Here is a 13,824-nt window from a genome sequence, read left to right on the forward strand (position 1 = left end):
AGCGTGATGTTGAGTGAAAGGCTTCCTAGTAGGCCAGATGTGGCCAGATGAGACCTCCAACGCCCACGACCAGGAAGCAGCTAGCCATGAGTATAAGGAAAATCGTCGTATCGTAGAGGGCTCCAAACTGATTTAGCGTCGCACTGATCTCGGGGTCTTGAGGAAGATAGCGTACCTGCACCGGGTCGCCGACGTGCAATGTCACAAAGCCATTTTGCGGATACGAAATGGTTTTTCCTGTCTTCGTGACGAAGCTGATTTGAGGGTGGTGAGGGCCCGCATTCAGGGCGACCACCTGGCCCGGAACGACGACGGAGGCTTGAATAAAAGCGTGTGTGGACGCGATGCCGCATGCTGCGCAGATCAGCATGCAAGCACCAACCAACGCGGAGCCTATGGCCTTGTATCGGAGAACGGTTGGATTGCGTTCCATGGGTTTGCTTTGCCTGTCTGATCGGTGCTTGCTACAAGAGGCGACTTGCGCGAATTAGTATGAGCCGGAGCGTGGTCGTCTGCCAGGTGGTGCCGCGGCCGGGCAAGTGGCCTTGGCGCGCGGACTAGATCAGCGCGCGGGTGCCTTGCCGTGGCGTGTGACGGATGAGTTCGAACCCGCTTTGGGCGGAATGCACGACCAGTTGCACATAGCTGTTGGTGGACGCATAGGGCGCAAAGAATCGGTCGAGTGTGCGGGTCAATGCGTGCAGGCTGACATCGCGCAGTGCCGATTCGTCGAAGGTAAGGTGGATTTCTATACCCCGCACGAATGAAGGAAATTGACTGTCGAGCGACATCCATCGCATGACGGGTTGATAGTCCAGGTGTTTGATGGCATCGATGCAGCGATGTGCCGGGCTGATGGATCGCGGGACATGCAATCGGAGGAAGGCTTTGAGCGCAGAGAGACCGGCTACTGTCAAGTCGATCGGGTGCGCTGACAGCGCGCACAGCACACGCCACAGCGCGCCTTGACCACGTGGCAACCTGGCGCTTAACGTCGGCTGCGTGAGCAGCGTGATCGGGCATGACAGGGCAGCACCTTCGTCCAGCAAGTCGCCCTCCAACGAGCCAATCGGCAACTGTGATGGGAGGTCGCGATTGGTGGCGGTCGTATCGACATCGACCTGGGGCCGGGCGGGATGCATGGGGCGCCCGTCCAGGTCGACCAGTGACAGCAGCATGGCTTCGCCAAATGGTTGCAATGATCCATCGGGATCACGATATGCAATCCACCATGCATCGGACGGCTCATGCGATCGACTGTGGGTGAATGCCCGATACGGATAGATCGCGGTGCGTGGTTGGCGGTGGCCGCTGCGTTGCTCATGCTTGTCCTCGACGGTTTGATCGCCGAGATACACCGCGTCGATCGAATAGATGTCAAGTGCGGCCCCCGCTTGAAGGGGCGTCGGGACGATGGGCCACGTGGTGACGCCGGAGGTCAGCAGGATAGGTTTGGCACTGCGCTTGAAGAGATTGATGACCGGTGTACAGAAAAGCTGGAATGTCTGGTCGTCGAGCGATGCAAGACTCTGTCCCGTGTGCGATTCAGGGGGCGTGTTGCGCACGGCGATATGCAAGGTCAGGCGTCGAGGCGTGGTGTGCCGCGTCGCGCGACGCATCCGGCCGAGGTCGATATCGATGAAGTCGAATTTCTCGGGAAACGCAAAAAACTCGAGTAGATAGCCAAAGCGGTGGGAGGCCTGGCCAGACTCAGGCAGGAGCTGCTCATCGCCGTGATAGCCGACGTCGCTGACTGGCACTTTTGACAGGGGGTGCCAGTGTCCGTCGTGATCGGCCTCGACGAATGCGCAGCATGCGTGCATCAATAATGTGTCGGCAAGCGGCGCCACCAGAGTGCGCGCGCCCGAAAGGTGAATTCGAATGGTATCCGATGGACGGGCGGTGTCGAACTGTCCGGAGGATGACGCCGAGGCGAACGTGAGCGAGATGATGCCCGTTGCGTCGGTGGGAAGCCGTGCGGTTGTCGGTGCCAGGGTGGTCGGTATGTACCTGGCCGCATGGATCTGAAGCGGCGACAGGACGACGTCGTAGACCGTCTGAAATCGGCAGGGTGCCACGCGCGCATCGAGCGATGTGCCGCGGGGCACGGTGAATGGTTCGGTCATCTGGCCGGCAAGCAGCGCCGGTTCGAAGCGCGCGATGGCGCACGACGGGATGGTCCTCAGATAGCCGGGATACGCGATATCGAGAAACGCCTCCGTGAACTCGGGGTAGTCGTCGGCCAGTTTGGTGCCGATGTGCGCTGCTTCGAAGGCGAACGTCTGGAGCAACTGATTGATGTGGGGATCGTCGGTGTCGCCCCCACTCAGACCTAGGCGTGCGGCGATTTTCGGGAAGCGCGCGGCGAACTCGACGAGCCTTTGGTTGAGCAGACCCAGCTCGTGTTCGTAGTGGACCAACAACTCTTCCATCGACGCCCCGTTCGTTTGCTGCAAGGTTATGCATAACGGCTCGGATTATTTCCGACCCTAATAAAAAAGCACGCGATAAGTTTGCTTAGGAGCACATTTTAAAATCATCTGACGGTAGTATTGAGGCCTTATTGTATGTGGCGTTCCTACGCTCAAGGAAATGTCAGATATTGCAAATTTTTTCCAGCTTCAGAATAACCGTCTCGTGACGATTGATGCGCCATTGAAAGGGCGATCTGAACTGGTTCCAGTTACATTTCACGGCTCCGAAGTGTTGTCTCAAGGCTTTGAGTTCAACCTGCGCCTTGCCTCTCAAGACGCCAACATTGAGCTAAAGAAAATGATCGGACAGCCTGTCACGATCACGCTTCAGTTAAGCGCTGCGCTAGCCAGTTCAGACGAGCGCTATTTTCATGGTTATGTCACGTCGTTTTCGCATCTGGACAATGATGGTGGATTTGCGTTGTATGGCGCGACCATCATGCCGTGGCTATGGATGCTATCGCGCCGTCGTGATATCCGGATATTTCAGGAGCTGACGACAGAGGACATCTTGGCTCAGGTGTTTCAGCAGTACGGCAAGCTGGCGGTTTATGAGTTCCGGCTGTCTAAGGCGGCGCCGAATCGCAGCTACTGCACACAGTACAAGGAAACCGATCTCGATTTCGTGCAGCGGCTGATGCAGGAAGACGGCCTGTACTACTACTTCGAACACAAGAAGGGCGAGCACAAGCTGATCATTGCCGACAACTCGCCAGCAGCCAAACCTATCGACGGACGCAGTGCATCTTTGCCTTATTCGAAAGGCGAAGCGCTTGACGATATCGACATCATCACCACGTTTTATGCGCGACGACAGCTGGAGTCGAGCGATGTCGGCCTCAAGACCTTTGACTACAAGGCACCTGGCGCTCGTCGGTTTCAGTCGAATAGCAGCCAGGTGAACCAGGGCGATGTCCCGGCGTATGAGGTGTACGACTACCTCGGGCCGCACGGATTTCCCGACAGCGATCGCGGCGAGGAGCTTGTTCGCTTCAGGACCGAAGCGTTGGCCGCCCATAGCAAGATTTTCGGCGGGACGACGACGAGTCGCCGGATGGCACCGGGGCGATATTTTCAGCTGGAAGATCACTACGATCACGGGGGCACCAAACCGGAAGACCGGCAGTTTCTGCTGACCGCGGTGTCGCACACGGCGTCGAACAACTATCAGGCAGGCGACGGCGCGGCCAACTATGCGTGCAGTTTCACCTGCATTCGCAAGAAGATTCCGTACAGGCCGGCATTCACCATCGAACGCCCCAGCATCATTGGCCCGCAGACCGCGATCGTGGTGGGACCGCAGGGCGAGGAAATCTATACCGACGCGTTAGGTCGGGTGAAGGTCCAGTTTCATTGGGATCGCCTGGGCAAGAAGAACCAGTCGAGCTCGTGCTGGGTGCGTGTCGGACAACCGTGGGCGGGCCGAGGCTTCGGGATGATCCAGATTCCGCGGATCGGTGACGAAGTGGTCGTCATTTTTCTCGACGGTGATGCGGATAGGCCCCTCATCATCTCGAGGGTCTACAACGCGCAGAACACGCCGCCTTGGACACTGCCGGCGAATGCGACCCAGAGCGGCATCCTGACCCGTTCGAGCAAAGGGGCCACGCTGGAAAATGCCAACGCGATCCGCTTTGAGGACCGGAAGGGTCAGGAAGAGGTATGGATTCACGCGGAGAAGGACCAGCGCATCGAGGTTGAGAACGACGAATCGCATTCGGTCGGACACGATCGATCCAAGACGGTCGATCACGACGAGACGGTCCATGTCGGCCATGACCGCACCGAGACGGTCGACAACAACGAAACCATCACGATCGGCGTCGATCGCACGGAGCGGGTGGGCAACAACGAGACACTGACAGTCGGCGGCAACCGCACCGAGACGATCGAAGGCATGGAGAACCTGGTGGTCGCACTGACCTCGACGGAGACGGTCGGTCTGGCGAAGGCACTGACGGTGGGCGGTGCCTATGCGGTTACCGTCGTCGGCGCAGTCAATACAGCGGCGGGCCTTGCCAGTGCTGAAGAGGTCGGACTCTCGAAAACGAGCAAGGTCGGCAAGACCTACACCTTGACGGCAGGTGACCGGATCGAGTTCAGGACCGGTAGTGCGGAATTCATCATGGAGAGCAACGGGCACATCACGTTGCGTGGCACGCAACTGCTTATCGAAGGCTCGGGTCCCGTCCAGATCAACGGCAAGGATGTCGACATCAACTGACCGGGGACGGTGATGGAGTTTTCCAATTTCACGCCATTCCCGGCGCTGGCCTTTGAGTCGCTGGGCATTGATGGCGCGCCCTTTCATACCGTTGTCCTTCGACAGACGTTCGAGCTTCGGGAAGGGGCGCTGGTGCTGGCACAGGAACAGACGCCGCTGACCACCACCGACCGGTTTTTCGGAGAGCCCAATCAGTCCAGCGTGGCCGAAGAGAGCGATCTCGCGCCCTACAAGCCGGCTTGCGATGTACTCATCCATGCGACGGCCTATGCACCCGGGGGCACGGCGTTGCCACGATTTGAGGCGGGTGTTCAACTCATCTCGGCCGCCATCGTCACGGATCGCGAGGCAGGGCTCGCGTCCACCACCGTCTTGCTCGACCGACGCTTGCGCATCAACGGACCGAGGGCGTTCGTTCGGCGATCAGCGTTCATGCGATCCGCCGGCAAGATGGTGGCGTTGGTGACCTTCGGTCTGGTTCGTCGCCAGGATTGGCGGTTGACGGCACCCGAGCCGATCAAGGCGCTGCCCATTCGGTACGAACATGCCTGGGGTGGTCAGTGCCGGGTTAATGCGGACGACAAGGCCGCCGGGCGCGTACCCAAAGCCATGCGGCTGACGGAGCAGCAGCAGTCCGGACACCCGGACCAGTCCCATTTACCTGTTGCGCATACCACGTGTGAAGCGAATCCGGTGGGCATGGGTTTCGCCGAACGATGGTTTGTGAAGGCCAGCCGGTTGACCCGGATCGCCGCACCGCAGATCGAGGAGGTCGGTCAACCCCTGACGACGCAGGCGTGGCTGCATGCCTCGGCAGAAGGAACCTCTCGGGCCTTGCAGCCGGCGGGTTTCGGCATGGTCGGCCGGGCCTGGCGCGGCCGGCGCGAACTGGCAGGCACCTTCGACGATCAGTGGCTTGCCGAGCGGCATCCTGGTTTGCCCGCCGATTTCGACTTTCGCTACTGGAACAGTGCGCCGCCGTCGATGCAGGTGCCCCACCTGAAGGGCAACGAGACGCTGGTGCTGGCGAATCTGGCGCCTACGGGTACACCGGGCGCCAAGGTCAACGCCCAGGGCGGCACGCTCCTGCGCATCCCCTTGCCGGGGCATTTGCCGATGGGCTGGATATACACCAGCGAGGCGTTGAAGTTCGCTCCCTTCCTGCTGGATACGCTCTCCGTCGACCTGTCGGACCCGATGAAGCCGAAGGTCACGCTGGTATGGCGCGCCACGTTGATGAAGTCGCTGCGCGTTCAGCGCTTCGAGGCGCGATTCATCGAACGTACCGCGATGGACCGATTATCGGCGTCATCGCCGGCGGCACTTAACGGATCGGCGGGAGCGCGCCATGTCTGATCCGCTGATCGTGACAGTGACCGGCGACGCGGGCGACGTTTTTCGCGAGCACTTCAATATCCAGAGCGTGGAGCAGGCGCGCGACGCGGTGAACAACCTCGATGCGCTCTGGAATACTCCCAACCCTTGGAGCGAGCGAGGCCGTCCCGTCGACCGGGAGACCTTTGACGAGGCCGCCCAATCGGTCAAGCAACGGTTCGAGTCCGGCCGATACAAGCCGGAAAAGCCACCTCAGCCGGCCGATCATTTTTCCACGGGGAATCGCATTGCTTCCCGGAAAAACGGTAGCTTCAAGGCGGTCAGCAATACGCCGGATGTTTGTAAGACGCCCATGGGCGGGTCGACACCGCCGGTGCCATACCCGGTGGTCGCGGACCTCAGCACGTCGGCGGGTATCGTGCCGACCGTCCGTTTCAATGGTGATCCGGCGTACGTGCTCGATCAGAGCGTGGTCCCGACATGTACGGGGGACGAGGCGGGGGTGGCTGACGGCGTGAAGTCGGGCACCGTTGGGGGCGAGGTGAAGCCCACGAAAGGCAGCAGCACCGTTCGGGCTGGTGGCCATCCGATCATTCGCGATGGCGATCCGTGCACGATGAACAACGGCAATTGTACAGGCACCTATGTGACGGCGCCGGCGCCAGGTAGTTCGGTCGATGCGAGCGGCAACGTGGTGGGAGACGCCAATCCGCCGCCTGACAAGGGCGTTATGCATCAGGTGGGTGGCTTCTTCAAGGGGGCGGGGGGTGCCCTGTGGGACATGGGCAAGGGCCTGGTCGGCCTCGGCGTCGGCGCGGCGAAACTGTCGCCGGCATCGCAGATGGCCGAGGAGCTGTCGAATGCCACCGGACTGAATGTCTACCACGGCTACTCGGAAACCCAGCAGGCGCTGGGGCAGACGGCGCAGGCGATCTACGATCACCCTGGCGCGATCGTTGACGGCATCACCAAGCCGTACATGGAGGCTTGGAGCCAGGGCAACTATGGCGAGGCGCTGGGACGCGGGGCGGTCGATGTGGGTGGCCTTTTCGCGGGCGGCGTTGGTGCAGTAGGCAAGGCCGGAGAGGTGGGCAACGTCGCCGGCAAGGTCGGCGAAGTTGCAAACGTAGCTGGCAAGGCCGGCGAGACGGCTGACCTGGCAAACGCCGCTGGCAAAACAGGTGAGCTTGCGAATACCGCCAAGGCAGCAGATACGCTAGGCGAATCGCAACTCGGTCGCGGTGCCGGTGTTGCCAATGACGTGGACGACGCGGCCTCAGCGGGAGCTAAGACAGCGAACGGCGCGGCTGGAACCAAGGCGCCTGTCGTGCCCAAAGACGAGTTCGACAAGCTAACGGATATTTCGGGGGACGGAGTCCGCGTTAAACCCTCTGGAGGCGCATGGAAGTATCCGCCTAACTGGAGCAGCTGGATCAAGAAGGGCGGTAAAATTGTTACCCATGAGGATGGTTCTGTGACGTACATCCGCAAGGACGGCGTGCAGGTCACCTACAACAAGGAGGGGTACCCGGATTTCTCACCCCATGCCACGGAATCGGTCCAGATTGACGATATGCAGTTCAATCATACGAGCGATTTCCGAAAGGCCAACGAGCAGATTGGTCTGAGCGGCAGCGACCCGCCGGACGGCTTTACGTGGCACCACGTCGAAGATCAGAAGACAATGCAGCTCGTGCCACAATCGATCCATAATGTGAGTGAAGGCGGTTTCCCGCATGCTGGCGGTGTATCTGTTGGCGGTGGTGGATAAGTGAAATATGGTGACGGTGAATGATATGAGAGATCTGACGTACTCAACGCATAGCCACTCGGCTGTGCGGTTTGATGGCGCTACTGATGAGGCGATTGACGAGTTCTTCTCGTCACATAATCTGACGTGCCCGTCCGACTACCGTGTTTTCCTGAAAAAATACAATGGCGGTTGCTTTAACGAAGGCTATTTGCAGGAAACTCCCATAGGACCGTTGATTGTCTCCTACTTTTCAACACTTGCAGCTAGCAAGAATCGACACATACCCACGCAGATTGAGAATCTAGATGAATATATCCCTGCCGGGTTTGTGCCTATCGCTGACGATCCAGGCGGTAATTTGTATCTGATGGATTGTGACGGAAGCTCGGAGCGCAACGGTAAAGTGTATTTCTGGAATCATGAAAGCGCAGAGCCTGCGGAGGAGGCCGTCTTGAGCAATTTCAATAATATAACTCTGCTCTTCGATACTTTTTCTGACTTCATTGATGCAATGAAGAATAAAGATTCGATTTAAGGGAACGGTGTGATCGGACACTAAAGGGCAAAAAATGGATTATCCCCTGTCGGGCGAAGCGGAGGCGGTGGCGTCATTGATGCTCAATGCTGCTCCACAGCCGAAGCGGATCGGTAGTGAAATTGTTACGTCGATTGAACGGGCCGACGGAGCGGTGACGGCTTTTTCAAGAGGGGGGAAAGTCTATTCTGTACGTATAAAGAGTCCATTCTCAGGTGACGTGCGTGGCATTAGAATTGGCTACACCAAGGATAACGTGGTTCGGGCATTGGGTAAGCCAGACAGGTTGTGGCCGGTCCACGATGGCATTGATCGATGGTTTTACGACGCCAAATCCTTTATGAGAGTGGATTTCAATCCCGAGACCAGCTTGGTTGAATTCATTTACGTCTGATACGCTCGGCATGAGACGTGAATTGAGGTGATGTATGTCAATCGGAATTCGTGTTGGCCCGATTGTTAGCGAGATCGGTGCGCCCAGTTTCTTTAACTCGTTTTTTTCCACGATTCAGGGTTTGCTTGAGCCCGAAGGAGCGGGAACGCGATTCCCGGTGATTTCGGGCGAATTCTACGATGGGTGTGTTTCAGAAAACAGGTTGATCAAGCACTTGCTGGATACATTATTTGAGATGTTTGAATGCGCAAAGAAGAGAGATATCGACGTAACAATCGAAGAGATTTGAATTTGAGGTGCATCGCTCGTCGAAGGAGGTATCCATTGGTTACGCGTGCTGAATGCATAGACGTGGATGCGCGATTTCTGTTGGATAGTTTCATTTGGCAGTCTGGTGAATTTTTATGAACCAAGAAATCATCCCCGGCGCAGACGACCTTTACCCTAAGATGGGTCAAATGATCTTCGATATCATCCCCGGTGACTTCAGCATTGCGCGAACACGTGTGGAAATGATTAATGATGTTTCTTCCTGCGCGATCTTTTATCAAAAGCCGGATGGGCGCTTTCAATATCTAAACGACGGTTTGGATGCGCTTGAGGCGAAATTTCGTGAGTTGCGCAACCTATTCAAGAGTGCAGGCCGCGAGGCATGGACCGGGGCAACTTTTAATTTGTCCGAGGATGGCGAGTTTTCCATCGAACTGAGTTACGACGATATCTCGGGCTTTGGCCAAGCTTCAGATAGAAGAAAGGCTTGGATCAAGAGGAACCTCGGGGAAGATGCGAAAATAGACTGGCAGTGATTTGGCGGTGCGTGTCAGAATAGAGTCGACTTGTCGCTCGTTTGATGCTCGGCTCTGCTTGCTGAGCGCGCTGTTTCATGTATTCGAATGCGCAAAGTGGGAAAGTGCCGATGTGACAATCGAAGAGGTTTAAATTTGAGATAGTAGATCGATGTATGGAATATTCGCTGTTGATCTGGTTGAATGATTGACTTGGATACTTCAATCAATGGGTAGCTGATGGACATGCCGCGTATCACCTATTGTCTTGAGTAGATGTTCACGCGGGCCTTGAATTCATTTTCTAATTTCTGCGTTATCTCCATTGTCTTTAACGCATAAAGATAATCGGCATACCATTGCATCATTGCTGCCCGCTGTGCCAAATATTTGGCTTTGTTGTAGTCGCCCGCGGTGCCTTGCTCGATATGCGCGAGTTGCATTTCAACATGATCTTTTTCCCAACCATGCTCACGGAGCAATGTACTCGCCGTATGACGAGTGCCGTGTCCGACCATGCGGCCTTTATATCCAATAAGGGAAAATACCTTATTGATGGTATTTTCACTGATGACCTCATTTTTCCAGCCGATGCCTGGGAATAGCCAACGGTTATTGCCAGTCCTCTGCTGAAGTTTTATGAGAAGATCGATCAGTTGCGTAGGGAGCGGAATGACGATGTCGCGACGCATCTTCATCTTGTCACCGGCGATCGTCCAACGGGCGGCGTCCAGATCAATTTCGCTCCATTCTGCGTAACGAACCATGCCAGGACGACTGGCAGTTAGTATCGCCATCCACGCCGCGACCTGCTGTATAAAGCGGCTGGTCGATTTATCAAGTGCTCGTAGAAAGCCCGGCAGTTCAGGCTCAAGCAGATGCGGATAGGGTTTGGATTTCGGGGCCTCTTTTGCAATGACTTTCAGTTCGGAGGCGGGGTTGTGCTCGCATTGTCCGCGAGCGATAGCATGGCTGAAAATCTCGCGGAGCCATCCACGTACCTTCTTGGATACGTTTAGTGCGTCACGTTTTTCTATGCGCTCCTGAACGCGCGTGCAGTCTGCACGGGTGATCTCCGACAGGCGCTTCCTGCCCAGTTCGGGCAAGATGTCCTTGTCGAGGTACGCGCGGTACTTGTCAAGTGTTTGCTCGGCTCGCCCCACATTTTTTTTCTGCTGATACCAAGCTTCGGCCGTCGCCGCGAATGTGTCGTCTGCCTTCGTTCGTTGCTTTGCGGACTTCTCCCAGACGTCTGGTCGCTTCCCGTTGCTCAGTTGCTGCTGGGCTACTACGCGTAGTTCGCGCGCTCGCTGGAGGGAGAGCTTTGGATATAAGCCAAGTGAAATGCGCGAGCGTTTGCCAGCATGGGTGAATCGGAAGTGCCAGAACTTCGCGCCGTTCTCCGCGACGAAGAGGTATAGTCCGTCACCGTCGTTGAGGGTATAGTCGCGGCTCGCTGGTTTTGCTGCTTCAACCTGCCTTGCTGTTAGCGCCATGGTGCCAACCTCGGGAGTGGTACATTTTTGGAACTCGAACTTTCGATGTACCGAAAAATGTACCACTTTGACGCTGGCTTGGCATGGTTCTCAGCAGACGAGGTTGGAACCCAAGAAACCAAAAAAGCCCGCAGTGGCGGGCTTTTCGGGGTATTCAGTAGACTCCCGTGGAAGTCTCTGGATGCTTAAATGGTGCCCAGGAGAGGACTCGAACCTCCACGATGTTGCCACCGCTAGGACCTGAACCTAGTGCGTCTACCAATTCCGCCACCTGGGCACGTTTCGCTTTGCTGCATCGCGAAAGACCGCAATTATAGCGTGCCCGAAGGGCGTGTCAACTGATTTTTGTACGATCGTTTGGATCGGTATAAAAAAGGGCGCGCCTGGTTTGTCGCGTCTGAATGCCGTGGCCGACCGATGCGGGTGAGAGGGAATCATTGCCGGAAGGGATCGAGCGAATTTCCCGAATGCACACTTACGTGTGTCGCCAGGGAAATTGTTGTCGATGGCATCCTGTCGTGCGCGCTGTCCTGCGGTTATGGGATGCGATCGCAGCGATTGTCCGCTCGCCTGGCGGGCCGTGTGCATGTAGATGTCGGCATGCAATGGCGCGTGCGGCGCATGTGGGCGAAGTCGGTTGTATTTCGATCTTTTCTGTTACTATCGCGGTAACGCTTATTGCGGAACGATCCGCGCCGAGGAGTTCGTCATGTCAGAAATCGCAGTGGTTTTTCATAGCGGCTACGGCCACGCAGCCGTTATTGCCGACGCAGTTGCGCGCGGCGTCGAGAAAGTCGACGGCGCGTCGGTCAAGTTGATCCCCGTCGACGCGATCGACGAACACTGGGAGTACCTGGAGCGCGATGCGAAGGCGATCATCTTTGGCTCGCCGACCTACATGGGCAGTGCGTCCGCTCAGTTCAAGGGCTTCATGGACGCATCGTCGAAACATTGGGGCAAGTGGCGTGACAAGCTGGCGGCCGGTTTCACGGTGTCGGCTTCGCAAAGCGGCGACAAACTGTCGACGTTGCAACAACTGGCGGTCTTCGCCGCCCAGCATCAGATGCTGTGGGTCAGCCTCGGTCTGATGCCCGGCAACAACAGCAGTGCGGGTTCAGTCAACGATCTGAATCGGCTCGGGTCGTTCCTCGGTGCGATGGCGCAGGCAAATGCAGACGAGGGCGGCGATGCGATTCTGGAGAGCGATCGCAAGACGGCGGAAGTGCTGGGCGAGCGCGTCGCGATTGCCGCGAAACGCTGGAACGGCGCCTGAGGTCGGCGGCGGGCCGGTCTTGATGGGCCGTTCGGCTGCTGGATCGGTGAGGGGGGCGATGTGATTGTCGCGTGTCCGCTGAGTTCGCCGGGCATCGCGAAATTCGCGCCCCCGATTCCGCTTCGTTGCTTGAGTCGGAAATGACGAAAGGCCGGGATAAGCCGCTCGTTTTTGGAAAGCGGATGGTGCACGGGAAGGGGGGGCTTGGTAACGCGGGCGCGCCCCCGAGTTGCGCTTGAAAATGCAGCTTTTCGAGCCCTCACGTAGAGCGCGAAGCGCTTCGCCTGCTGAGGCTGAAAAAGAAAAAGGCCGGCTAAAAAGCCGGCCTTTCTTAAATACGTGGTGCCCAGGAGAGGACTCGAACCTCCACGGTGTTGCCACCGCTAGGACCTGAACCTAGTGCGTCTACCAATTCCGCCACCTGGGCACGTTTCGCTTGCTGCGATGCGAAGACCGCTATTTTAGCGTGTCTCAAGAGTCTGTCAATACAATTCGAGCGACGGCGATAAAAATTTCTTCGCCCGTCGCATGGTCGGAGCATCACGCGCCGATCGGAACCGCACGCTTTGCAGCGAAATTCCAGCGCCGCGATTCAGCCGTGTCGCCGCGGGCAGGCAGCGAAGCTGCTGCGCGGAACGTATCGGCGATGTTCTGATGCCCACCGAAGTTCTGAGAGGCTGCGGAATCGGCACATCGGGATTCGCGTCGACCGATGTGACGTACGGATCCCGCGTGATCCATGCATCGACGCTTCCGCGTTCGAACGTCGCGCGGCCGTCCGCCGGCGTCAGGTAGTGGATTGCCGCGCCGTTGGGGGCAAGCTTTGTGTGTGCGAGGGCGGCAAGCACCCGGTAGCGGCTGCCGACAGCCTTCGTGACGGCGATGCGCTTGCTCTTGAGATCGGCCAAGCGTGGGCAGCGCGCTGTCGCGTTTGGCGATGATGGCCTGCGCTTTCGGTGACGGCGCTTGCTGCGCGACGTACACGAAGACGAAGCGCGCATGCGCGGCTTGTGCGAAGACGGGAGTCGTGTCGGGCACGTCGGCGCTGAAATCGACCGCGCCGACGTTGAGCGGTTCGGTCAGTGGCAAGCCGCTTGCGAATTCATGGCGCGACACGCGCAGGCCGAGCGGCGCGAGCGACTGCTCGAGCGTGCCGCGCGTCTTGAGCATCGACGATTTTTGATGTCCGATGCGCAGCGTGGATGGGGTGTTCTCGGCGTGCGCCGGGATGCGGGCCGGGCATCGCGCGTGCGAACGCGCGGCGGGTCATCGACGTCATGGGCCGTGTTCCTCGCTGGATTCGTTGAAAGCAAGGCGGCTGACGTACCAGCGGGGAGGGCAATCGATAACCGATCAATGCTGCTTTCGATCGGAACGACGGGCATATGGCGCGGCCAGCGCGCGTAATGCAAGGCTTGAAATGAAAAAAGGCCGGCATAAAGCCGACCTTTTCAAAAACAGATGGTGCCCAGGAGAGGACTCGAACCTCCACGGTGTTGCCACCGCTAGGACCTGAACCTAGTGCGTCTACCAATTCCGCCACCTGGGCACGTTT

Annotated in this window: 11 protein-coding genes, 3 tRNA genes and 1 pseudogene; 8 read left to right on the forward strand and 7 right to left on the reverse strand. The window is 57.9% G+C overall.

Going from position 1 to position 13,824, the window contains the following annotated elements; translation table 11 throughout:
• Positions 1–25 precede the first annotated feature (25 nt).
• Together DIE11_RS17695 and tssF are read right to left on the reverse strand one after the other, a co-directional pair.
• Complete coding sequence (locus DIE11_RS17695; RefSeq protein ID WP_124625957.1) at positions 26–433, reverse strand: DUF3592 domain-containing protein; 408 nt, start codon at positions 431–433, stop codon at positions 26–28.
• A gap of 124 nt (positions 434–557) precedes the next feature.
• A complete protein-coding gene (tssF, locus tag DIE11_RS17700) occupies positions 558–2,432 on the reverse strand; it encodes a type VI secretion system baseplate subunit TssF (protein ID WP_124625959.1) in 1,875 nt (624 codons plus the stop codon).
• A gap of 160 nt (positions 2,433–2,592) precedes the next feature.
• On the opposite strand from tssF, the gene DIE11_RS17705 reads away from it, so the two are divergent.
• The 7 genes from DIE11_RS17705 to DIE11_RS17735 all read left to right on the forward strand — a co-directional run bounded on the left by DIE11_RS17705 (position 2,593) and on the right by DIE11_RS17735 (position 9,521).
• The gene (locus tag DIE11_RS17705; RefSeq protein WP_124625961.1) at positions 2,593–4,698 is read left to right on the forward strand and encodes a type VI secretion system Vgr family protein; all 2,106 of its coding nucleotides are present in this window, start codon (positions 2,593–2,595) and stop codon (positions 4,696–4,698) included.
• 12 nt (positions 4,699–4,710) lie between these two features.
• Positions 4,711–6,054 carry a DUF2169 domain-containing protein gene (locus tag DIE11_RS17710; protein ID WP_124625963.1) on the forward strand — a complete coding sequence of 448 codons (1,344 nt, stop codon included), beginning with the start codon at positions 4,711–4,713 and terminating at the stop codon, positions 6,052–6,054.
• On the forward strand, positions 6,047–7,804 hold the full coding sequence (locus DIE11_RS17715) for a PAAR-like domain-containing protein (RefSeq protein WP_124625965.1): 1,758 nt from the start codon (positions 6,047–6,049) through the stop codon (positions 7,802–7,804). Before DIE11_RS17710 ends, DIE11_RS17715 begins: the two co-directional genes overlap by 8 nt.
• Positions 7,805–7,811: 7 nt before the next feature.
• On the forward strand, positions 7,812–8,321 hold the full coding sequence (locus DIE11_RS17720) for an SMI1/KNR4 family protein (protein WP_124625967.1): 510 nt from the start codon (positions 7,812–7,814) through the stop codon (positions 8,319–8,321).
• Between the two features lie 34 nt (positions 8,322–8,355).
• Complete coding sequence (locus tag DIE11_RS17725; RefSeq protein WP_124625969.1) at positions 8,356–8,715, forward strand: hypothetical protein; 360 nt, start codon at positions 8,356–8,358, stop codon at positions 8,713–8,715.
• Between the two features lie 34 nt (positions 8,716–8,749).
• Positions 8,750–9,004 carry an Imm70 family immunity protein gene (locus DIE11_RS17730; protein ID WP_124625971.1) on the forward strand — a complete coding sequence of 85 codons (255 nt, stop codon included), beginning with the start codon at positions 8,750–8,752 and terminating at the stop codon, positions 9,002–9,004.
• Between the two features lie 115 nt (positions 9,005–9,119).
• Entirely contained in the window at positions 9,120–9,521 is a 402-nt protein-coding gene (locus DIE11_RS17735; protein WP_124625973.1) for an immunity protein YezG family protein, read from the forward strand.
• 239 nt (positions 9,522–9,760) lie between these two features.
• Here DIE11_RS17735 and DIE11_RS17740 read toward each other — a convergent pair whose 3' ends face one another.
• Together DIE11_RS17740 and DIE11_RS17745 are read right to left on the reverse strand one after the other, a co-directional pair.
• A complete protein-coding gene (locus DIE11_RS17740; protein ID WP_124625975.1) occupies positions 9,761–10,996 on the reverse strand; it encodes a phage integrase central domain-containing protein in 1,236 nt (411 codons plus the stop codon).
• Between the two features lie 190 nt (positions 10,997–11,186).
• A tRNA-Leu gene (locus tag DIE11_RS17745) sits at positions 11,187–11,273 on the reverse strand.
• A gap of 432 nt (positions 11,274–11,705) precedes the next feature.
• Here DIE11_RS17745 and DIE11_RS17750 point away from each other — a divergent pair.
• Positions 11,706–12,269, forward strand: coding sequence for a flavodoxin family protein (locus DIE11_RS17750; protein WP_059532936.1), 564 nt, complete (start codon positions 11,706–11,708; stop codon positions 12,267–12,269).
• Positions 12,270–12,609: 340 nt separating this feature from the next.
• On the opposite strand, the gene DIE11_RS17755 is transcribed toward DIE11_RS17750, so the two are convergent.
• The 3 genes and pseudogenes from DIE11_RS17755 to DIE11_RS17765 form a co-directional block, all read right to left on the reverse strand.
• Positions 12,610–12,696 (reverse strand) — tRNA-Leu (locus DIE11_RS17755).
• Positions 12,697–12,809: 113 nt separating this feature from the next.
• Positions 12,810–13,548, reverse strand: a pseudogene (locus DIE11_RS17760) (hypothetical protein).
• A 183-nt stretch (positions 13,549–13,731) separates the two neighbouring features.
• Positions 13,732–13,818, reverse strand: a tRNA-Leu gene (locus DIE11_RS17765).
• Between the last annotated feature and the right edge of the window lie 6 nt (positions 13,819–13,824).

The organism is Burkholderia sp. Bp9012, from assembly GCF_003853825.1.
GTDB classification, from domain to species: domain Bacteria; phylum Pseudomonadota; class Gammaproteobacteria; order Burkholderiales; family Burkholderiaceae; genus Burkholderia; species Burkholderia diffusa.